Genomic DNA, 21280 nt, shown 5'->3' with positions numbered 1-21280 from the left:
CGCCTCCGAAGACCGGCCGCGCCGGTCGAAGTGGGGAGACAGCCTGAATGGAGTTCATCTAAGAAAGCGCGAAAGACCACGAGACACTTGTAAACGCCGGTCTGCTCCTGTAAGCCCCCGGCTTTCTTTGGGCCGGACGCAGCAAAAATGAGCACCGGGAAAGCCGTCGTCGGCATCATAATGGGCAGCCAGTCCGACTGGCCGACGATGAAGAACGCGGCGCAGGTCCTCGACGAGCTGAACGTGCCCTATGAGGCGCGCATCGTCTCCGCCCACCGCACCCCGGACCGCCTCTATGAATACGCCAAATCGGCGCAAGAGCGCGGGCTGAAGGTGATCATCGCCGGGGCCGGCGGCGCCGCGCATCTGCCCGGCATGACGGCGTCGCTCACATCGCTGCCCGTGCTCGGCGTGCCGATCTCGACCACCACGCTCGGCGGCGAGGACAGCCTCTATTCGATCGTGCAGATGCCCGCCGGCGTGCCCGTCGGCACCTTGGCCATCGGCGCCATGGGCGCGACCAACGCCGGCCTGCTCGCCGCGCAGATCCTCGCCCTCTCCGACCCTCAGCTCAAGCAGCGGGTCGAGGCGAACCGCGCCGCCCGCACTGCCAAGGTCGCTGAGATTCCCAAGGATGCGTGAGGCACTTCCGCCGGGCTCGACCATCGGCATTTTGGGCGCCGGCCAGCTCGGCCGCATGCTCGCCGCCGCCGCTTCGCAGCTCGGCTTCAAGTGCCGCATCTATAGCGACGTGCCCGGCCCTGCCTCCGATGTCGCCGTGTCGACGACCATCGGCGCCTACGAGGATCTCGACAAGATCGCCAAGTTCGCCGCCGAGACCGACGTCGTCACCTACGAGTTCGAAAACGTGCCGGTTGAAGCGGCCGCCGCCGTGCAACGCGTGCGTCCCGTGCGTCCAGGCCTCAAGGCGTTGGAGGTGGCGCAGGACCGGCTGAAGGAAAAGCAGTTCGTCGCGTCGCTCGGCCTTCCCATCGCGCCGTTTGCCGCCGTGGCTGGCCCCGCAGATTTTGCGGCGGCGATGGCGAGCGTCGGCGTCCCGTCGATCCTCAAGACGCGTCGTATGGGCTACGACGGCAAAGGTCAGGCCTGGCTCCGGACCGACAATTGCCTGCCCCGCGGCTTCGAGATCATCGGCGAGGCGCCCGCAACGCTCGAAGCCCTGGTGCGGTTCAAGTTTGAAGTGTCCGTGCTGCTCGTGCGCAGCATCGATGGAGAGGTGCGGACCTACGACATCCCGCAGAACCACCACGATGGCGGAATCCTTCGCACTTCGACCGTGCCTTGCGTGCTGCCGCCCGCGCATCAGGCCCGTGCCCGCGACATCGCCGGGAAGATTGCCGAGGCGCTGGACTACGTGGGCGTCATCGGGGTGGAGATGTTCTATGTCGGCGAGGGGCCCGAGCCGCTGCTCATCAACGAGTTCGCGCCCCGCGTGCACAACTCCGGCCACTGGACGATGGACGCCTGCGCCGTCGGCCAGTTCGAGAACCACATCCGCGCCGTGGCCGGCTGGCCCCTCGGCCCAACGGACCGGCATTCCGACTGCCAGATGACGAATCTCATCGGTGACGACGTCCACGCCTGGCCGAATCTCGCCGCCGAGGCCAACGCCTGCCTGCACCTCTACGGCAAGCACCAAGCCCGCCCGGGCCGCAAAATGGGGCATGTGAACCGACTTTCCCCTGCCGGAAAGGGCCGCTGAACGGCCGCCCGCTCGTCCGCATGGACAATTTAACCGGCTTTTGCTAGTGATCCCGCCATCCTCAACGGCAAACGGGATGCCGGTGGCTCAGCCGCCGCACTGGATGCCGCGTTTTTCATTGGTCACAGGTCTGGCAAAGGAAGCAACCGCTTGCAGGTTCTCGTCCGCGACAACAACGTCGATCAGGCTCTCAAGGCGCTCAAGAAGAAGATGCAGCGCGAGGGCATTTTCCGGGAGATGAAGCTCCGCAACTATTTCGAGAAGCCCTCCGAGCGTAAGGCTCGCGAGAAGGCCGAGGCCGTCCGCCGCGCCCGCAAGCTCGCTCGTAAGCGTGCTCAGCGCGAAGGTCTGCTGCCCGGCAAGGCTCCGACCACGCCGACCGCTGGCGCCGGTCCGCGCCGCTAAGCCGCCTGTCATCGAGTTGCCGAGTGCGCCCTGAGCCCTGCTCACGGGCGCATTTGCTATTGCGCGGCGCCTTCGATGCGCTCGTCGGCCGCGCGCCTATGCGCTTTTGCCCTGAGGGCCTCGATCCAGCGGAACACCTCCTCGTATGACCCATAGAGGTGATGGTCCGAGTGACCGGCGCGCGTAAAGGTGGCGATCTCCTTCGGCGGGTTTGCCGCGGCGTAGACCGCCTTGCCCATCTCCACCGGGATGACGCGATCATCCTCGCCGTGCAGGACGAGAAGCGGCGCCTTCACCTTCGGTAGGAACCGCATCGTTTCGTAGCGGTCGAGCATGAACGGCCGCACCGGCAAGTAGGGATACGCAAGCGCCGCCACGTCGACGATCGACGTATAGGGCGCATCCAGCACCAGGCCGCCGACTACCACCTGGGCCGCAACCTGCACGGCAACACCCGAACCCAACGATTCCCCGTAGACGATGATGTCGTCTGGATCGATGCCATCCTCGATCAGCACCTGATAGGCGAGGAGCGCATCCGCGACATTGGCACGCTCGCTTGGCGTGCCCGTCGAACCGCCGTAGCTGCGATAGCTCATGAACAGCACACCGTAGCCGCGTGCCACGTAGCGGCGTACGCGCTCCGAGCGGCTGGCGAGGTTCCCGGCGTTGCCGTGGAAGTAGAGCAGCGTCGGTCGTCCCGGAGCAGCGGGCGCATACCAGGCGATCAGTCGCGCACCGTCGGGAGTGTCGATCATCCGTTCCACGACGCCGGGTAGGTTGAAGCTCGCCGGCGAGACGCGCTCGGGGTCGGGGAAGTACATCAGGCGCCGCTGCAACACGAAGGCAGCCACGGCCACCACGGCGTAGACGGCAAAGAGCCAGTACGCGAGCTTGATGATCAGCTGCATGCGGTTTCGATCAGCCCAGCTAAGCCGTCCCTGACGCTCTGCACACCCCGCATCAGCTTAGCCCGGGTGGACCGCTGCCGCGAACGCGACATCTAAACTCGCATAATAGCGTCGCATAACCCTTTGTCGCATCCCGACATTTCTATCGATCCCGCTGCAGGCGGTAACGTCCGCGGACCCCCATGCGTTCATTTGCCCAGTGCTCGGCTTGGGTCGAAGTAGGTGAGGCCCAATGCTTCGGCCACAGCGGGGTGGGTGACCTTCCCCTCATACACGTTGAGCCCCGCAAGCAGATGCGGGTCGGCGCGTAGCGCCCCCGCCGTTCCCTTGTCGGCCAGCGCAAGCACGAAGGGCAGCGTCGCGTTGTTGAGCGCGAACGTGGAGGTGCGGGCCACGGCGCCCGGCATGTTGGCAACGCAATAGTGCACGACGCCATGCGCAACGTAGCTCGGATTGGCATGCGTCGTCGGATGCGATGTCTCGGCGAAGCCGCCCTGATCGATGGAGATGTCGACGATCACCGAGCCGCGCTTCATCGCCTTGACGAGGTCGGTCGTGATCAGCTTTGGCGCCGCCGCCCCCGGCACGAGCACCGCACCGACGACGAGGTCGGCCTGCAGCACGTAGTCCTCGATTGCCTGGCGCGTGGAGAAGATGGTGTTGAGCGAAGCGCCGAACTGCTGATCGAGCGCGTACAGCCGCTCGATGTTGATGTCGATGCAGGTGACGAAGGCTTCGAGTCCCACGGCCATGCGCACGGCGTTGACGCCGGAGACGCCACCGCCGATCACCACGACGTTCGCCGGTGCCACGCCGGCCGAGCCGCCGAGCAGCATGCCGCGGCCGCCCTGCTCCATCTCCAGGCAGTGCGCGCCGGCCTGGATCGACATGCGGCCTGCGACCTCGCTCATGGGTGAGAGCAACGGCAGTCCGCCCCGCGCGCCCGTCACCGTCTCGTAGGCAATCGCCGTCACGCCCGAGCGCATCAGGTCCTCGGCTTGCGCCGGATCGGGCGCCAGATGCAGGTACGTGAAGAGCGTCTGACCCTGGCGCAGCATGGCGCGCTCGGCGGCCAGCGGCTCCTTCACCTTGACGATCAGCTCGCCGGTGGCGAACACATCCTCGGCGGTCGGCAGGATGACGGCGCCGACGCGGCGGTAGTCGTCGTCGCCGATGCCCATGCGCTCGGCCGCGCCGGCCTGCACGAACACCTCATGCCCATGCGCCACCGCCTCGCGCGCGCTCGCCGGCACGAGACCGACACGGTACTCGTGCACCTTCACTTCTTTCGGCACGCCGATGCGCATGCTGCCAGCCTTTCATCGATAAAGTTGTCGGCAGGGTATTGGTGCGGGCTCTAATGACAACGGCGATTGTGCCCCTGTCCCCAGACGTATCACTCACGCAAAAGATTTCGTACTGAGCAAATCCGCTGCGGCGATTTCGCGCCCTAAGAGGCTGCAAAGTATTGCAGATCGCTTACGCATCGTTATCTCTCATTTGGTCGAGTCATCGCCGGATCGTCACATTCAACCGTACGATGGTGTGTGCCGCGAGTGCCGCCGAATTTCGCTGGGCGCCAATGTTGCTGCAGCCTGCGCACGCCGCTGCCAAACATGAACGCTTCGAGGTATGCGTAATGCAGCTTCCCGCGGCACCAATCACGCCGACCGTCGTCTTCGATCTCGACGGCACGCTCGTCCACACGGTGCCGGATATCGCCGAGGCGCTCGACATCGCACTTGCGCCGTATGGCGTCGGCCGCACGACCATTGGTCAAGCCGCCAGCATGATGGGCGACGGTCTGAGTGAATTCTTCTGGAAGGCGATGGTATCCAAGCGCCTCAACCTTTCTGCGGTCGAGGCGGACGCGGCGCGCCGTCTCTTCATCGACACCTACGCCGCGTCACCGGCGACCCTGTCGCACGTCTACCCGGGCGTTCGCCCTTTGCTGCACGAGCTGCGCGAGCGCGGTGTGCACACCGCAGTGTGCACCAACAAGGTCGAGCACATCGGCTCCGACATCCTCGAGCGCTTCGACCTACGCCGCTACTTCGACGCTGTCGTCGGCTCGGGCGGCGACCGGCCGATGAAGCCCGACCCCCGCCCGATCATCGAGGCCGTTTCACGCGCCGGCGGCCGCATGGAGCGCGCCCTGCTCGTAGGCGACACCAGTGCCGACCACGGCGCCGCGATCGCCGCGCGCATTCCGCTGGTGCTGCTCGACTACGGCTACAGCCACGTGCCGATCAACGCGCTCACCTACGGCATCATCGTCGACAACCCGATGAGCCTGCACGACGCGGTGATGAGCTTCGTCGGCATGGAGCACTATCTCGGCCCCGACTCAGACCACCACCACCGCTCCGTCGCCTAGCTGGCCTGTTTCTGCTGTTCACACGGCCAGAACGGCGCCCATTTGCGGCCGCCGCCATCTTTTTGCCGAAAGTTGGTTGGCGCATAGCTCCCCAGCGGGACCGGTATCTCAATAGATATCAGGGGGGTAAGGCATGTTGTTTCCCGCTTGGCGTGCGCGTTCGCGCGCGCCCGTTGCCGATGATTCCGACTTCGACGAAGACGCGTACGCGTTCGAGTTCGAACCGGGTGAACGCATCTGCCCGCCGCGGTCGCATGGCGGCAGCAGCGTGCCCGGCGCCATTCTCATCATTGTTCTGATGCTCGCGGCCGGCTGGGGCTTCATGTATGCGCCAGCCGAATGGCTCGGCAGCTTCGGCGAGCGCGTTGCAGCCGTCGCAACGCTCTTCCGCACCACGCCCAATTCCGCAGTCACGTCCGACCCCTCGACCATCGCCACGGCGGATGCCGTTGTTCCCGCGGCGCCGATGCCCGAGGCGCAGGTGGCGGATGCGCCGCCCGTGTCCGGCGAAGCGGTCCCCAACGCGCCGCCGACGGACGCCGGCAAAGCCGTTGAGACGGGCTCCATCGACCCTGCTTCCGCCGCGCCGCCGGCACCGCTGCCGCCACCGCGCGTCGATCCCGGCGACCCGTACCAGAAGCGCGCGGTCGCCGTTGGCCTGCATCCCGACCTGTCGCGCGTGCTCTTGCGGCGCATGACGTCCACCGACTACCGCAACGCCGGCTATGCGATCGACACCGCCATCGCGAAAACCGCCGACGAGAGCGACTTCATCTGGCCCCGGCAGCGCAAGCCTGAGCAGGCGCTGTTCCGCGTGCACTTCGTGCGCGGCGCTGCGGTCACATGCCGGCGCTACGTGGTCACGGTGACGAAAGATGGATGGACGACCACGGCGCCGCCGATGGAGCGTTGCGGCGCAAAGGTCGCCGCCGGAAACCGGAGCGGATGACGATGGCTATTCGCGCGCGTCGAGCTGGCGCAGGCAGATTTCGCGCCACTTGCTCTTAGTGATGTGCGTGCCCTTGTCCCATGTGTCCATGCACTGGGAGAGCTTTTCATTGCGCGACGCGGTCGTCGTGGTCGTGGTGGTCGTCGTGTCGGTCGCCGTCGTTCCGTCGGCGCGATAGTTGCGCGTCCCCTTGCGCTGTGCCGGCTCGACGAGGGTGCCCGCATCCGGACCATCGGCGCCTAGAGGTGCGGCGAACGCGCCGCCACCGAGTGGTGCGGCCAGAAGAGCAATCATCAGGAATGGTCGGGCGAGAACCATGCTTAATTATAGCATCGCGCCGACGCGGCGGGCAGGCGGTGCGCCATCATGGTGAAGCGAACGGCAAGAACTGCGCCCAAAACGCCACGGCCTAGCCGAAGCGAACCGCGTAAATGGGCGGCAGGTGCTGCGAGACGTACTGCCAGCTGTCCCCTTGGGTTTCCGACACCCACAGGTTGCCGGTCGTGCTGCCGAAAGCGAGGCGGTTGCCGGACGTATCGATATCGAGCGCGTGGCGGAAGACGAGATCGTAGGCGTGGTCCTGCGGCAGTCCATCGCGCAGCGTCTCGAAGCTCTTGCCGCCGTCGCGCGTGCGCGTGACGACCACCTGGCCAGCAACCGGAATGCGCTTTTCGTCCTTGATGGCGGGCACGAACCACGCGGTATCGGCCTCCTCGGGATGCACGACGACGGCGAAGCCAAACACCGACGGTCCGGCCTCGGTGATCTCCTGCCAATGCCCGCCCCCGTCGTCCGAGCGGAAGATGCCGTTGTGGTGCTGCACCCACAGGCGTTCAGGGCGCGCGCGGCACTGCACGAGGCGGTGCGGGTCCTGGATGTCCGGATCGTACTGTTGCTCGGGCGGCATGAAGGCCGCGCGCATGCCTTCGCCCGAACAGTCCCAGGTCGCGCCGCCGTCGGCCGTCGTCCACACGCCGCCGCAGGAGACGCCGAGCTGCACGCGCCGGGCATCCCGCGGGTCGACGCAGATGGAATGGATGCCCGGCAAGTCGGCGCCGCCCCCGAACCACTTTTTGCGCTTGGGGTGATCCCACAGCGAGCGCACCAGCTCCCAGCTGGCGCCGTCGTCGCTCGAGCGGAAGAGCCCGCCGGGGATGGTGCCGCACCACAGCACGCCCGGCTCGTCGGGGCCGCCTGCCTCGAGCGCCCAGACCCTGACTGTCGACCAGGGGATGGGCTTGCCCCACATGTCCTTGTCGTCCTCGCCCTCCGGTTTTTCAGGATAGGTCGGCGTGGCGCATTCCTCCCACGCGCCGTTCCCATTGGAGCGATGCAGCTTCACGCCGAAATGTCCGTGGTCGAGCGCTGCGTAAAGGTGCCCGCTGCGATGATCCGCAAGCATGAGCGAGACATTGTCGGCGAGGAAGTCGGTGCGTTCTATCGACCAGCCGCTGCCCGTGCGGCAAAGCGTGAACAAGCCCTTGCGTGTCCCCACGAAGATGCGGTCGCTCATGGTTCCTCCCGCGTGTTTTTCGTTCGGTTTTTTAGCCGCCCGACAACGCCTGTAGCACGTAAATCTCGCCGTTTTCGCGAACGGGATCGGAAAGCGCGGCGCGATCCTCGATGCGCTTGCCGTCGACGAAGATCACCATGTGCTTGCGCAGCGCCGACTGGTCGTCGAGCACGTAAGCACGGGCACGCGCATTGCCGGCGAATGCGCCCTCGAGCGCCTCGCGCACCGTGGCAGCTTTCACCTCCACTGGAGGACAAGCGATGTGCCGCTGCAGCGTCGGCGTGAAGGTGACCCGCACCATCGATCGCTCCCAAGCGTCAGTTCGTCGGCCGTAGCCCGATGCGCTGCATGATACGCAGAACGGCCTGGCAGGGAACCAGGAAGGAGTGCCAATCACCTTTCTTTGTCGGATCGACGTCGTAGCGAAATCCGTTCTCCGGCGCGGCGGCGCCTTTGACGACGACGCCGACGAGTTCGCCCCGTGCATCGACGACGGGACCGCCAGAGTTGCCGGGGAGCGAATCCACGCTCGCCGCGATGTACATCGACTGGGTTCCGCGGAACTCGGCTTTCCCGAAGCCGACAAACTCGCCTTTGCTCCAACGCTTCATTTCCTGCGACAGCCGCAGCGAGCGGCGCTTGCTGACGCCCGGAAAGCCAATGGCGTAAACTTCCTGGTGCAGGGCGCGCTCGCAGGTGTCGCCGACCGGAAGCGGCGCTCCCGTGCGCAGCGCCCCGGCTGTCACCTTGATGACTGCCAGGTCGTAGGCGTCGTCGACATATACCAGCGCAATATCGCTCAACCGCGGTGGCCGGGCTGCGAGCGTGATGCCATCGCTCTCGAGGCGCGGCTGGTTGATGTTGTCGACGAGGTAGCGGTGCGGTTGCCGACAGTCCTCGATGGCGTGTCCGGCGGTGATGAAGAAGTAGTCCGTGCTCTTGCCGCGGGCCCCGCGCCCGATGAGGAAGGCCGTGGCCGTGTAGGCGTCGCCGCGGCCTTCGCAGACGAAGGCGTAGACGGAGCCCCAGGCGGCGCGCACGGCCGGCGGCCGGTCGTCGGTGAAGAACCCCTCGGCCGACAGGGCGGCGCTGGCCGCCGCCGCCATCAGCATTGCGATTGAGAAACGGGCACCGGCTCTCACGTGCAACCTTGGCTCTTCGTTATTGCGCAGTGGGCAAACGACGCCCGATCCGATCATTGTTCACATACACAACAGCGGGTCTGAACGGGGAAATTCTTAGGGGGACCGCGATAAGAGTGTTGCCGCCGCCCGTGCGGGCATCAGCCGGTCGCGCTCATTCTATCGGTGTCGCAAACCAGTTCTGCAGATTGTCCATCTAGAACTACCCCATGGAAATCGGGCTACCGGCCGCCATCGTCATCGCGGGCTTCACGTTCGCCGCCGCGGCGACGCTCCTGCTGCTTTCCTGGTTTCAGCGTCGCGACCTCGAGGCGCTGGGGGTTTGGGGGTTCGCATTCGCCGTCGGCGCCATTGCCGTCGCGCTCGTCGCTGCGCGCGGCCACATCCCCGACGTGCTGTCGATCATCTTCGCCAATACGCTGCTCGCCCTCGCATACGGCATGATGTGGAGCGGCGCCCGCCTCTTCGAGGGGCGGCAGGCATTTGTCGTCGAGTCGATGCTCGGCGCGCTGGTCTGGCTGATCGCGATGCTCATTCCGTCGCTGTACGGCTGGCCCGAAGCGCGCGCCTCGATCATGGCGACGATCGGCATTTCCTACACGCTGCTCACCGCCTGGGAGCTGTGGCGCGCCCGCGCCGACAAGTTGCATTCGCGTTGGCCGGCGATCGCACTGCTCCTGATGCACGCTGCGGCTCTGCCGACGCGCATCCCCTTGGTGGGGGAGTTGGCAGGTACACGCCCGACCCACACCGGTCTCATCGTGTTCGTGCTGCTTGAATCGATCCTGCTCGCCGTCGCCGGCGCCTACCTCTTCGGCAGCTTGGTGCGAGAGAGGATTGCCGCGCTCTATGAGCATGCCGCGTCGATCGATCCGCTGACCGGCGTCGCCAATCGGCGCGCCTTCCTTCACCAGGGCGCCCGTCTGGTTCAGCGCGCCGCGACCGAGGGGCGCCGGGTGTCGCTGCTGCTCTTCGATCTCGACAGGTTCAAGTCGATTAACGACGAGTACGGGCACGCCGCGGGCGACTCCGTCTTGCGGTCGTTCTGCGCCGTCGCCACGTCCCAGCTCCGCCCAGGCGATCTCTTCGCGCGTATCGGCGGCGAGGAGTTCGCCTGTCTGCTGGTCGACGTCGGGGCTAAGGACGCGCGCATCATCGCCGAGCGCGTGCGCTTCGCCTTTGAGGCGGAGGTGCAGCAAGGCAGCGAGAAGGGGTTCGGCGCCACGGTCAGCGCCGGACTGGCCGTCTCGGCGGCCGAATACTCCGACTTGCCGTCCCTGCTGATCAGCGCCGACCGGGCGCTCTATCTCGCCAAGAAGGCCGGCCGCAACCGCGTGGCCGAAGAGGAGCCGGGGCGCGCCGGCGCCGCCGATGCGGACATTAAGAGCGCCTGAGGGCTACTCGCCAAGCACGAACCGCAGGAGCCCGGCGAAGTCGGTCGACGTCGCATCCGGCGCCAGCCCGAGCTTCTCGGCCGGCAGATTGAAGCGGTTCACCCAATAGGTCGGATAGCCGAAGCTCTTGGCGCCGTAGGCGTCCCAGCCACCGAAGGCGGCGAAGGCGACCTCATCCTTTTTCAGTCCGAGGCGCTCCATGCCGAGTGCGTAGGCGCGCGGGTCGGGCTTGTACGTTTTGTTGACCTCGGTGCTCAGCAGCTCGTCGAAAAGATCGACGATGCCCGCGTGTTCTGCGTTGGCGCGCAGCATGCGCGGCGAGAAGTTGGCGATGGTGATGATGCGCACGCCCGCCGCCCTCAGCTTGCGGAGCCCGTCGACAGCGTCCGGCCACGGTTGCAGTGAGAGATACGCGTTGAGCAGGCGGTCGCGCACGTCCAGTGGCAGCGGCAGTTGCATCGCTTCGGCCGTATAAACGAGCGCGTCCTCGGTGACCTTGAAGAAATCCTCGTGCCGACCGGTAAGCGAGCGCAGAAACCCGTACTCGAACTGCTTGGCGCGCCACGCCTTGGTGAACTCCACACCTTTGCCGGGATAAGCCTTCTCTACCTCGGGCACGACGGAGTTCGGGTTGAAGATCACGAAGTAGTCGAAGGCGACCGCCTTGAAGCGCGGCGCGGCTTGCGCCTCGCTGCCGAGGCAGATGAGCGAAGCAATGAGCAAGGGGAAAATGTGACGGCGCATGAATGACCCGTGCGAAGTGGCATCCCGGCGCGCGGCCCGTGCGGTCATCCGCATGGCCAGCCGGTGCCAAGTATTCGTCCGGCGGCGCGTGTCGTTTCGTCGAAAGTTCGTGTTGAGGTGAGCGCGTGGCGCGCTCGCCACTAATGCGCGAGCGACTTGACGATCTCTTCCGTCATCTTCTTGGCGTCGCCCAGCACCATCACGGTGTTGTCGTTGTAGAACAGCGGATTGTCGATGCCGGCATAGCCCGACGCCAACGAGCGCTTGTTGAACAGCACCGTTCCCGCCTTCCACGCCTGCAGCACCGGCATGCCGTAGATCGGCGAGGTCTTGTCGGTCTCCGCCGCCGGATTGACGACGTCGTTGGCGCCGATGACGTAGACGACGTCCGCCTGCGGCATCTCCGAGTTGATGTCCTCCAGCTCGAACACTTCGTCGTAGGGCACGTTGGCCTCGGCGAGCAGCACGTTCATGTGGCCCGGCATGCGCCCGGCGACCGGATGGATGGCGTACTTGACCTCGACACCGGCCTTCTTGAGCTGATCGCCCATCTCGCGAAGGGCGTGCTGCGCCTGGGCGACGGCCATGCCGTAGCCCGGCACGATGATCACCTTGCTGGCGTTTTTCATCACGTAGGCCGCGTCCTCGGCCGAGCCAAGCTTGACCGGCTTCTGCTCGCCGCCGCCGGCCGGGCCGGCCACCTCGCCGCCGAAGCCGCCGAGAATGACGGAGATGAAGCTGCGGTTCATCCCCTTGCACATGATGTAGGAGAGAATTGCGCCGGACGAGCCGACGAGCGCGCCAGTAATGATCAACGCGATGTTCGACAGCGTGAAGCCGATGCCAGCCGCCGCCCAACCCGAGTAGGAGTTGAGCATCGACACGACGACCGGCATGTCGGCGCCGCCGATGGGGATGATGATCAGCACGCCGAACAGCATCGCCGTGAGCGTGATCGCCCAGAACAGCAGCGGGTCGCCGCCCGACAGGCAGAACAGGTAGATCAGGTAGATCAGCCCGCCAAACAGCGCGAGGTTGATGACGTGGCGTAGCGGCAGGATGATCGGCTTGCCGGACATCTTGCCCGACAGCTTGGCAAACGCGATGACCGAGCCCGTGAAGGTGATGGCGCCGATGGCGACGCCGAGCGACATCTCGATGAGGCTGGCGAAGTGGATGGCGCCGGGCTCGCCGATGCCGAAGGCACTCGGCGCGTAGAGCGCGGCGGCGGCGACGAACACCGCGGCAAGGCCGACCAGCGAGTGGAAGGCGGCGACCAGCTCCGGCATCGCCGTCATGGCGATACGGCGGGCAGTGACGGCTCCGACGAGGCCGCCGATGCCCAGGCCGCCGCCGAGCAGGATCCAGGTGAGCGGCAGCTGCGGGTTGGCCACCGCCAGCGTCGTGCCCATGGCGATGGTCATGCCCAGCATGCCGAAGTAGTTGCCTTGCCGCGACGTGGCGGGGCTCGACAATCCGCGCAGGGCGAGGACGAAGAGGACACCAGAGACGAGGTAGAGGCCGGCGACGAGATTGGGCGTCAGCATTACTCTCTTCCCCCGTGGGCGCGCGCTGTATCGATCACCGCTTGTCGCCCTTCTTCTTGTACATGGCGAGCATGCGCTGGGTGACGAGGAAGCCGCCGAAGATGTTCACGGCGGCCATCGCCAGCGCCAGCACGCCGAACGTCTTGGAAGCGACCGTCGAGCCGCTCATGAAGCCGTCGAGGCCACCGTGCTCCACCGCGACGGCGAGCAGGGCACCGACGACGATCACCGACGAGATGGCGTTGGTCACCGACATCAGCGGCGTGTGCAGCGCCGGCGTGACGCTCCACACCACGTAGTAGCCGACGAAGATCGCCATCACGAACACCATGAGCTCGTAGACGACCGGGTCGATGGCGCCGCCGATCCCCGTCGCGGCGTATGCCGGTGCGGCGGCGGTGAGAGCGGCAACGGCCGCGAGGGCGCGTAGGAATGTTTTCATCAGGTCGCTCCCTGCAGGCTCGGATGGACGATCGCCCCGTCGCGCGCGACGAGCGTGCCCTTGACGATCTCGTCGTCCCAATTGATCGCCAGCTTCTTTTCCTTCTTGTCGATCAGCGTCTCGAGGAAGGCATAGAGGTTCTTGGCGTAGAGGCTCGAGGCGTTGACGGAGATCTCGCCGGCAAGATTGAGTGGCCCATAGATGCGCACGCCGTTGTGCTCGACGATCTCGCCCGCCTTGGTCAGCTCGCAGTTCCCGCCGCGCTCGGCCGCGAGGTCGACGATGATCGACCCGGGCTTCATGCTCTCGACCATGGCGCGCGTAATGAGCCGCGGTGCCGGGCGCCCGGGAATGAGCGCGGTGGTGATGACGATGTCCTGGTTCTTGATGTGGTTGGCGACGAGCTCGGCCTGCTTGGCCTGGTACTCGGCCGACATCGGCTTGGCGTAGCCGGCGGCGGTCTGCGCCTGCTTGAACTCCTCGTCCTCCACGGCGATGAACTTGCCGCCCAGCGAGGCGACCTGCTCCTTGGAGGCGGGGCGGACGTCGGTGGCGGAGACCTGCGCGCCGAGGCGCCGTGCCGTGGCGATGGCCTGTAGGCCGGCGACACCGGCGCCCATGATGAACGCCCTCGCGGCCGGCACCGTGCCCGCCGCGGTCATCATCATCGGCATGGCCTGCTGGAACATCGCCGCCGCATCGACGACGGCCTTGTAGCCGGCGAGGTTCGCCTGGCTGGACAGCACGTCCATCGACTGCGCGCGGGTGATGCGCGGCATGAACTCCATGGTGAAGAGGGATGCTTTGCTGCCTGCCAGCGCCTGCAGCGCGGCGCGGTCGCCGTAAGGGTCGAGCATGGCGATGACGAGCGCGCCAGGCTTCAGCGCCGCAACATCTGCCGCGCTCGGGCGGCGAACTTTCAGGAGGATGTCGGCATCGCGCAAGGCGTCGGCGGCCGTGGGTGCGATCTCCGCCCCCTGGGCGCGCAGCGTCTCGTCGGAGAAGCGCGAGCGCGCACCGGCGCCCGCCTCGACCTTCACCGTCGCGCCGAGCCCGACGAGCTTCTTGACCGTCTCGGGCGAAACCGCAACACGCGGCTCATCCGCAGGCTCGGCCGTAACCGCTATGGTGACCATGCACTCGTCCGATCGCGTGGAGGTTTTCACACCGCCGGAACCGGGCGCCTCAAAACCGGCGCCGTGAACTCCAGCGCGCGGCGGTCTCTTCTAGACCAGGAAGTAGGCCATGCCGGCCATCAGCACCACGAGGAATACGATCGATATCTTCGTCAGCCGGATGAACTGCTTATAGGTCGCTTCGGCTTGCGGGTAGTCCATTTCCGGATTTCCGCCAGATAGATCGATCGCCACAGTGCCCCTCCCTCGGGATTTTTTGAGACTTGGCTCCCTCGTTACCTCAAGGGCGGCCGGCTATCAAGCGGGTACGCCCCGGCAATTAGTCCCCCAAGGTGCCGGTATAGTGGGCCTTTGCGGTCGCCAGCCTTAGCCTCCGGTCTCGTTCGGCTGGCATTGGCCGTAGGGGTTCCGGTACATGCCCGGCGGACAGGCCTTGGTCTTGTTCTTCGTGCCCTGGTCGCGTTGCGCTTTGACCTTTGGCGCACATTTGCCGTTGAGGTAGATCATTCCCATGTCGACGCACGCGGCTTTCGCGCGCTTTTCGACCGTCGCCTTCGACGGCTTGTCGGCGGCCTTTTTCTCAGTCTTCTTGGCGGGCTTTTCGTCGTCGTCCTTTTTCGCGTCCTGCAGCTCCTTCTCGGGGCGCAGACGTGCCACGGACATGGTGCCGTTGGGCAGAAAGAGCTGCCGGCAACTTCCCTCCTGATAGGCCGCGATCCACGGATGCGAGGCGAAGGTATCCTGAGTCATCTCCGCGCCGGGCTGCAACTCTGCGTACTCTTTTAGTGCACCCTTGGAGTCGATCCATTGGATGACGAGGGTCGCTTCCGACTCGTTGACGAAGCGGATCTTCACCGGCTCGTCGGAGCGCCCCGACTTGAGCTTGCCCGCCTGGGTGCAACTCAGCTCCTCCGCCGGCGGCGACGGTGTCGCTGCCTCGACGGGGGCTGGTGACGCGCCGCCCTCGATCTTCTTGAGGTAGGCGCGGGCCAGATCGGCATGAAAGCCCGTCGGGTAGTTGGTGAGGAAGGCGCTCCACGCCTCGGCCGTGCCGAGCTCCTTCGCGGCGTTGAATGCCTTCTCGGTCGCGTCCGGCGCCTGGGCATGTGCGGCCGGCCAGGTCCACGGCCCTGGGGCGCAAATTGGCGCCAACACGACGGCCGCGCCGAGCATGGCCGCACGAACGAAACGGGCCGGTACGGCTGACATGACGTTTCTCCCAGGTGGGTTTGGACGTAAGTCAGCATAACGGTTTTCAGGGTACGGTGGAATGAAAGAGGCCCCGGCCCGCGACAGCGGATCCGAGGCCGGTTCGTCCCTGCGGCCGAAGGGATACTGATGCTTGGGGCTCCGCAGAAAGCCCACGATCACCTGGTCGCCCACTACGTAGGAAGTGGCACGCCGGCTGCGGTGAAGGCCTCGCGCTGGCGCTCGGCGACGGTCGCCAGATCGAAGCCTTCGATCGTCTCGTTGAACAGCCGGTACCAGTTCTGCCGCGCGCCAAGGTGCAGGAACACGCCGCCCAGTCCGATCGCCGCGCGGTCCATGAATACGAACTCGCGTGGCACCTTCACCGGGCCCTTCTCGCGCAGGATGCGATGCACGGTGAAAGCTTCGCGCCGGCCGTACTCGCCCGGTGTCGTGTCTTCGGCGATTGTCCGCTCCCGATCGTCGAGCAACGGCCCATAGATGAAGCGCGCCCAGATGCTGAGCGCGTCGATCAGCTCGGTCGACAGCCCGCCGAACCCCCATGTCTCGTAGGCATGCACGATCAGGTCGCGGTTGCCGGCGAAGAGCCCGCGGTAAAGATCGATGACACCCTGCACGAACGGCACCGGGAAGCTGCGGATGCAGCCGTAGTCCAAGAGGTTGATGCCGGCCGGGCGCCCGCCTTCCTCGATGATCGTGTAATTGCCGAGGTGCGGGTCGCCGTGGATGACGCCGTAGTGACTGAAAGGGAACCACCAGGCGCGGAACATCGCCTGGGCGATGGTGTTCCGGTCCTCCAGCGGCGAGGGTTTGTAGTCGAGCAGCTTGCGGCCATCGAGCCACGTCATGGTCAGTAGCCGCTTGGTCGACAGCTCGGGCAGCACGTCTGGCACGCGGATGCGCTTTTCGTCGGCGAAGATGCCGGCGTACAGGCGCGTGTGACGCGCCTCCAGCTCGTAATCGAGCTCCTCGCGCAGCCGCGCCGAAATTTCCTTCAAAATCTCGCCCGTCTCCACCGCCGGGTTCATGCGGGCGTGGATGGCGAAGATGGCGCGCAGCTGCACTAGGTCGGCCTCGACCGCCGATGGCATGTCCGGGTACTGGAGCTTGATCGCCAGGGCGCGACCGTCGTGCGCCGTGGCGCGATGCACCTGCCCGAGTGAAGCCGACGCGGCTGCATTGAGGTCGAAGGCCGCAAAGCGCCTCGCCCAATCGGGTCCGAGCTCCGCCTGCATGCGGCGCTTGGCGAACGCCGGTCCCATCGGCGGAGCCGCCGACTGCAATTGCGCCAGCTCGCGCGCGTAGTCGGCAGGCAGCGCCTCGGGGATGGTGGAAAGGAGCTGCGCCACCTTCATCAGCGGGCCTTTGAGGGAGCCGAGCGCGGCGGCAAGCTCGGTGGCACCGCGGGCGCGATCATGCTCGACGCCGAACAGGCGCTCACCGGCCATGCGCGCGGCAATGCCACCCACGTTGGCGCCGACCTTCACGTAGCGCGCGGCGCGCGCCGAGAAGCGGTTCTCTTCATTGGCCATGGTGAACGGGATATCGGCATGCCGCGTCGCGGCGGCAAGTCTTGCCGGCGTGCGTCAGACCGCAACCTGCGTCCCGACCTCGACGACGCGGTCGGTCGGGATCTGGAAGTAGGTCGTCGCGTCCTGGGCGCTGCGGGCGAGCGCCACGAACAGCCGGTCCTGCCACGCGGGCATCTCGGATTTCGGCGTCGGCTTCAGGTTGCGGCGCGACAGGAAGAACGAGGTCGCGCTCATGTCGATGTTGAGGTCTTTGCGTCGGCAGACGTCGAGGATCTTCGGCACGCTCGGCGTTTCCATGAAGCCATAGCGGGCGACGACGCGGATGAAGGTGTCGGTGACGCGATCGACCGTGACGCGCTCATAGCGCGGCACACGCGGAATATCCTCGGTCTTGATGGAGAGGATGATGTTGCGCTCGTGCAGGATGCGGTTGTGTTTCAGGTTGTGCATCAGCGCGGTGGGTGCGGCGGTCGGATCGGCCGTGAAGAACACGGCGGTCCCCGGCACGCGGTGCGGGGGCTTGGCTTCCAGCTTGCGCAACAGCCAGTCGAGGTCCGCCTCGTTCTTGCGCGTCTGCTTGGCCAGCAGGCGGGCGCCGCGCACCCACGTCACCATGACGAGGCCGACGCAGGCCGCCATCAGCAGCGGCACCCAGGCGCCCTCGAAGATCTTCAGCATGTTGGCCGCGAAGAACGCCTGCTCGATGAACAGCAGCGGCACGATCAGCAGCGCCGTCTGCCATACGCTCCAGCCCCACAGACGCCAGATGAGGAAGAACGCAATCAGCGAGGTGATCACCATCTCGGCGGTGACGGCGACGCCGTAGGCCGCCGCAAGCGCACTCGAATTTTTGAACAGCAGCACCATGAACAGCACGGCAATGAGCAGCAGCCAGTTCACGCGCGGCATGTAGATTTGCCCGGCCATCGACTCCGACGTATGCGTGATACCGAGGCGCGGCAGCAGCCCCAGCTGGATCGCCTGCCGGGTCAGCGAGAACGCGCCAGTGATCACCGCCTGACTGGCAATGATCGTAGCCGCGGTGGCGAGGATCACCATCGGCACGAGCGCCCACTCCGGATAGAGCAGGTAGAACGGACTCGACAGGGCCGCCGGGTTCGAGAGCACGAGCGCGCCCTGGCCGAAGTAGTTCATCATCAACGCCGGCAGCACGAAATACAGCCACGCCGTCTGGATCGGCTTGCGGCCGAAGTGGCCCAAATCGGCATAGAGCGCTTCGGCGCCGGTGACGGCGAGGAACACTAGGCCAAGCACGGTGAGGCCGACGACCCCATGCTTCAGGATAAACTTCACACCATAGAGCGGGTTCAGCGCGACCAGCACATCAGGGTTGGCCACGACGTGGATGAAACCGCCGATGAACAGGGCGATGAACCACACTACGGTGATCGGGCCGAAGAACGCGGCGACTTGCGCGGTGCCGCGCGACTGGACGATGAAAAGTCCGATGAGGATGACGACTGTAAGCGGTAGCACCCAGTGGTCGAAGGCGGGTGAGACGAGATGCAGGCCCTCTACCGCCGATAGAACCGATATTGCCGGGGTGATGACGGCGTCGCCGTAGAAGAACGCCGCGCCCGCGATGCCGAGACCCATGATGACGGGGGCACTCCGCTTGGCGACGGACTGGCTCAAAGCCATGAGAGCGAAGATGCCGCCCTCCCCGCGGTTGTCGGCGCGCAGCAGGATGAAGACGTACTTCAGGGTCACGATCAGCAGCAGCGCCCAAGTGATCAGCGACAGCACGCCGAACACGGCTTCGCGGCCGGCGAAGCTCGTGGCCTTCGCGGCGTGGATGGCTTCCTTGAAGGCGTAGAGAGGGCTGGTGCCGATGTCGCCGTAAACGACCCCAATCGACCCGATGACGAGCGCCCAATACTTCTCGCCATGCACGGGGTCGGTGGAAGCCGGTTCGGCGCCCTTCGTCACCAACTGCGATTGTGCCACTTCGGCACTCCACGTATGGCTGGCTGCAGCGCAGCAATTGGCCGGCGCTTCTAGCCCCTAATGCGCGCTAAGGGAAACCCTTATTCGCTCGGGTCAACGCTTCATAGCCTTGACAATAGCGCTAGATTCTGAAGTTGGAGCAAAGCTCGCCCCGCGTGCTGCAACAATGTTGCTCTGCGCAAAATTCGCCGCTGGACAGGTAACCGGCCGCCTCCGATCAGCCGGCGGCATCAGCCGCGGCCAGCTCGTCTATCATGCCCTCGATGACTTTCAGGCCCTTGTTCCAGAACTCGGGCTTCGACGCATCGAGCCCGAATGGCGCCAGCAACTCGGAGTGATGCTTGGACCCGCCGGCTTTGAGCATATCGAAGTACTTGTTGACGAAGCCCGGGTGCGCCTCCTCGTAAAGACCGTAGAGCGAGTTCACGAGGCAGTCGCCGAATGCGTACGCATAGACGTAGAACGGCGAGTGCACGAAGTGCGGCACGTACGCCCAGAAGACCTCGTAGCCGGGCTTGAACTCGATCGCCGGACCGAGGCTCTCCGTCTGCGTCTCCAGCCAGATGGCGCCGAGTTGGTCCGGCGTCAGCTCACCCTGCCGGCGCGCCTCATGAAGCTTGCGCTCGAACGTGTAGAACGCGATCTGCCGGACCACCGTGTTGAGCATATCCTCGACCTTGCCGGCGATCAGCGCCTTGCGCTCGCGCGCGTCCTTGGTCTCCTTGAGCAGCGCCTTGAAGGTGAGCATCTCGCCGAACACCGACGCCGTCTCCGCCAGGGTCAATGGTGTCGAGGCGAGCAGCGCGCCCTGCGGACGCGCCAGCATCTGATGCACGCCGTGCCCGAGCTCGTGCGCAAGCGTCATCACGTCCCGCGGCTTGCCGAGATAATTCAACAGCACGTACGGGTGCACCGACGGCACCGTCGCCGCAGCGAACGCACCCGGTGCTTTGCCGGGTCGCGCCGGCGCATCGATCCACTGCTTGTCGAAGAACTCGCGGGCGACGTCCGCCATCTGCGGCGCGAAGTCGTTATAGGCGCCGAGCACCAGCCGCTGCGCCTCCTCCCACGCGAAGGCGCGCTCGGGGCGCTCGGGTAGCGGCGCGTTGCGATCCCAGTGCGACAGGCGCTCCTTGCCGAGCCACTTCGCCTTCATCGTGTAGTAGCGATGCGAAAGGCGCGGATAGGCGGCGCGCACGCTGGCAACCAGCGCATCGACGACCTCCGGCTCGACCTGGTTGGCGAGATGGCGCGCGTCCGCGACATCCTTGAAGCCGCGCCAGCGGTCGGAGATTTCCTTGTCCTTCGCCAGCGTGTTGGTGATCAGCGTGAAGAGCCGGACGTTGTCCTTGAACACCTTGGCGAGCGCTTCCGAGCCGGCTTGGCGCTTCTTCTCGTCGGGGCTCGACAACAGGTTGAGGGTCATCTCCAGCGCGAGCGGCTCGGGCTCGCCGGCAACGGGGAACCGCAGCGCCGCGATCGTCTCGTTGAACAGCCGGTTCCACGCCCCGCTCGACGTCTGCCCCTTCTCGTGGAACAGCCGCTCTAGCTTCTCCTCGAGCTGATACGGCTTTTCCTTGCGGATGTTGGCGATCCACGGCTTGTAACGGGCAAGGCGCGCGTTCTGCAGCGCCTTGTCCATCGTCGCGTCGTCGATCTGGTTGAGCTCGAGCTCGAAGAAAATGATGTCGGCCGCGATCGCGGTGAGCTTCTCGGCGATGTCGCCGTAGAACTTGGCGCGCTCCGGATCAGCCTGGTTGCCGGCGTAGTAGAGCCCGGCGAACGAGCCGAGCCGTCCCGTCAGCTCGACGAAGTGCTCGAATTCCTCGATGGCGAGCGCGAGCACGCCGCCGTCAGCGGCGAGCGACGCCAGCTTGCCGTAATAGGATTCCTTCAAGCGCCGCGCCTCGTCCGCGGCCCGTCCAAGGTCGCGCGCGATCTCCGGCGCCGTCGGCGAGGGGTAGAGGTCCGCCAGGTTCCACTCGGGCATCGGTCCGAGAGCGTCCGCCGCCTTCGCTGCCGCGCCATCGGGCGCATTGAAGGTGCGGGGCAAATCGAAGGCGCTGGCGTCAGATCGCATCATTGGCTCCGGGAAAACGGGGATTTTTGGCGTGTTGGTGCGCCGCTCGCCGCGGCACTTCCGTGACATAGGGGACGCAGCCTGCCCAAAAAAGGCTCAACCTGGGCTCTCTCGCAACAGGTTATTTACCCTTGTTGGGCAGTCTTGACTTGGTTGAGTGAGCTACCGGTGGCCGAGTGTCCAATCCTGAAGCAATTCGGGGGGTCCG

Annotated in this window: 21 protein-coding genes; 6 read left to right on the top strand and 15 right to left on the bottom strand. The window is 65.8% G+C overall.

Annotated elements, in window-relative coordinates; genetic code table 11:
• The first annotated feature begins 147 nt into the window (after positions 1-147).
• From purE to rpsU, 3 genes are all read left to right on the top strand, one after another.
• Positions 148-642 carry a 5-(carboxyamino)imidazole ribonucleotide mutase gene (gene purE, locus GIW81_RS08145; RefSeq protein WP_154738746.1) on the top strand — a complete coding sequence of 165 codons (495 nt, stop codon included), beginning with the start codon at positions 148-150 and terminating at the stop codon, positions 640-642.
• Positions 635-1723 carry a 5-(carboxyamino)imidazole ribonucleotide synthase gene (locus GIW81_RS08140; RefSeq protein WP_154738745.1) on the top strand — a complete coding sequence of 363 codons (1089 nt, stop codon included), beginning with the start codon at positions 635-637 and terminating at the stop codon, positions 1721-1723. Before purE ends, GIW81_RS08140 begins: the two co-directional genes overlap by 8 nt.
• Before the next feature lie 150 nt (positions 1724-1873).
• Positions 1874-2128 (top strand): 30S ribosomal protein S21, encoded by a 255-nt coding sequence (rpsU, locus tag GIW81_RS08135; RefSeq protein WP_154738744.1) that lies wholly within the window; start codon positions 1874-1876, stop codon positions 2126-2128.
• A gap of 56 nt (positions 2129-2184) precedes the next feature.
• Here the strand turns inward: rpsU and GIW81_RS08130 are convergent, their stop codons facing one another.
• Positions 2185-3039 carry an alpha/beta hydrolase gene (locus GIW81_RS08130; RefSeq protein ID WP_154738743.1) on the bottom strand — a complete coding sequence of 285 codons (855 nt, stop codon included), beginning with the start codon at positions 3037-3039 and terminating at the stop codon, positions 2185-2187.
• A 188-nt stretch (positions 3040-3227) separates the two neighbouring features.
• Entirely contained in the window at positions 3228-4346 is a 1119-nt protein-coding gene (gene ald / locus GIW81_RS08125; RefSeq protein ID WP_154738742.1) for an alanine dehydrogenase, read from the bottom strand.
• Between the two features lie 332 nt (positions 4347-4678).
• Here ald and GIW81_RS08120 point away from each other — a divergent pair, with 332 nt between their 5' ends.
• Positions 4679-5416: an HAD family hydrolase gene (locus GIW81_RS08120; protein WP_195930464.1), complete on the top strand. Its 738-nt coding sequence runs from the start codon at positions 4679-4681 to the stop codon at positions 5414-5416.
• A 133-nt stretch (positions 5417-5549) separates the two neighbouring features.
• Positions 5550-6365 carry a hypothetical protein gene (locus GIW81_RS08115; protein WP_154738740.1) on the top strand — a complete coding sequence of 272 codons (816 nt, stop codon included), beginning with the start codon at positions 5550-5552 and terminating at the stop codon, positions 6363-6365.
• Between the two features lie 6 nt (positions 6366-6371).
• Here GIW81_RS08115 and GIW81_RS08110 read toward each other — a convergent pair whose 3' ends face one another.
• The 4 genes from GIW81_RS08110 to GIW81_RS08095 form a co-directional block, all read right to left on the bottom strand.
• Complete coding sequence (locus GIW81_RS08110) at positions 6372-6659, bottom strand: hypothetical protein (RefSeq protein WP_154738739.1); 288 nt, start codon at positions 6657-6659, stop codon at positions 6372-6374.
• A 115-nt stretch (positions 6660-6774) separates the two neighbouring features.
• Positions 6775-7878 carry a WD40/YVTN/BNR-like repeat-containing protein gene (locus GIW81_RS08105; RefSeq protein WP_154738738.1) on the bottom strand — a complete coding sequence of 368 codons (1104 nt, stop codon included), beginning with the start codon at positions 7876-7878 and terminating at the stop codon, positions 6775-6777.
• A 31-nt stretch (positions 7879-7909) separates the two neighbouring features.
• On the bottom strand, positions 7910-8179 hold the full coding sequence (locus GIW81_RS08100) for a MoaD/ThiS family protein (RefSeq protein ID WP_154738737.1): 270 nt from the start codon (positions 8177-8179) through the stop codon (positions 7910-7912).
• A 16-nt stretch (positions 8180-8195) separates the two neighbouring features.
• Positions 8196-9020 (bottom strand): S1 family peptidase, encoded by an 825-nt coding sequence (locus tag GIW81_RS08095; protein WP_324615010.1) that lies wholly within the window; start codon positions 9018-9020, stop codon positions 8196-8198.
• A gap of 209 nt (positions 9021-9229) precedes the next feature.
• Between GIW81_RS08095 and GIW81_RS08090 the strand changes: the two genes are divergently transcribed.
• The gene (locus tag GIW81_RS08090; RefSeq protein WP_154738735.1) at positions 9230-10414 is read left to right on the top strand and encodes a GGDEF domain-containing protein; all 1185 of its coding nucleotides are present in this window, start codon (positions 9230-9232) and stop codon (positions 10412-10414) included.
• 3 nt (positions 10415-10417) lie between these two features.
• Here GIW81_RS08090 and GIW81_RS08085 read toward each other — a convergent pair whose 3' ends face one another.
• The 9 genes from GIW81_RS08085 to GIW81_RS08045 form a co-directional block, all read right to left on the bottom strand.
• Positions 10418-11158 (bottom strand): haloacid dehalogenase type II, encoded by a 741-nt coding sequence (locus tag GIW81_RS08085; protein ID WP_154738734.1) that lies wholly within the window; start codon positions 11156-11158, stop codon positions 10418-10420.
• Between the two features lie 140 nt (positions 11159-11298).
• Positions 11299-12702, bottom strand: a complete 1404-nt coding sequence (locus GIW81_RS08080) for an NAD(P)(+) transhydrogenase (Re/Si-specific) subunit beta (RefSeq protein WP_154739584.1) — start codon at positions 12700-12702, stop codon at positions 11299-11301.
• 37 nt (positions 12703-12739) lie between these two features.
• On the bottom strand, positions 12740-13147 hold the full coding sequence (locus GIW81_RS08075; RefSeq protein ID WP_154738733.1) for a proton-translocating transhydrogenase family protein: 408 nt from the start codon (positions 13145-13147) through the stop codon (positions 12740-12742).
• Positions 13147-14283: a Re/Si-specific NAD(P)(+) transhydrogenase subunit alpha gene (locus tag GIW81_RS08070; protein WP_154738732.1), complete on the bottom strand. Its 1137-nt coding sequence runs from the start codon at positions 14281-14283 to the stop codon at positions 13147-13149. Before GIW81_RS08070 ends, GIW81_RS08075 begins: the two co-directional genes overlap by 1 nt.
• 90 nt (positions 14284-14373) lie before the next feature.
• Positions 14374-14517 carry an aa3-type cytochrome c oxidase subunit IV gene (locus GIW81_RS08065; protein ID WP_324614935.1) on the bottom strand — a complete coding sequence of 48 codons (144 nt, stop codon included), beginning with the start codon at positions 14515-14517 and terminating at the stop codon, positions 14374-14376.
• 132 nt (positions 14518-14649) lie between these two features.
• Positions 14650-15492 (bottom strand): VHL beta domain-containing protein, encoded by an 843-nt coding sequence (locus tag GIW81_RS08060; protein ID WP_154738731.1) that lies wholly within the window; start codon positions 15490-15492, stop codon positions 14650-14652.
• 173 nt (positions 15493-15665) lie between these two features.
• Entirely contained in the window at positions 15666-17024 is a 1359-nt protein-coding gene (locus GIW81_RS08055; protein WP_154738730.1) for an ABC1 kinase family protein, read from the bottom strand.
• Positions 17025-17078: 54 nt separating this feature from the next.
• The gene (locus GIW81_RS08050; protein WP_407658165.1) at positions 17079-18992 is read right to left on the bottom strand and encodes a potassium transporter Kup; all 1914 of its coding nucleotides are present in this window, start codon (positions 18990-18992) and stop codon (positions 17079-17081) included.
• Positions 18993-19209: 217 nt separating this feature from the next.
• Positions 19210-21072, bottom strand: coding sequence for a M3 family oligoendopeptidase (locus GIW81_RS08045; RefSeq protein ID WP_154738729.1), 1863 nt, complete (start codon positions 21070-21072; stop codon positions 19210-19212).
• Between the last annotated feature and the right edge of the window lie 208 nt (positions 21073-21280).

The sequence above is a fragment of the Hyphomicrobium album genome, from assembly GCF_009708035.1.
GTDB classification, from domain to species: domain Bacteria; phylum Pseudomonadota; class Alphaproteobacteria; order Rhizobiales; family Hyphomicrobiaceae; genus Hyphomicrobium_A; species Hyphomicrobium_A album.
The sequence above is the reverse complement of the archived record's forward strand: the minus strand, read 5'-3'. Positions and strand labels throughout refer to the sequence as shown.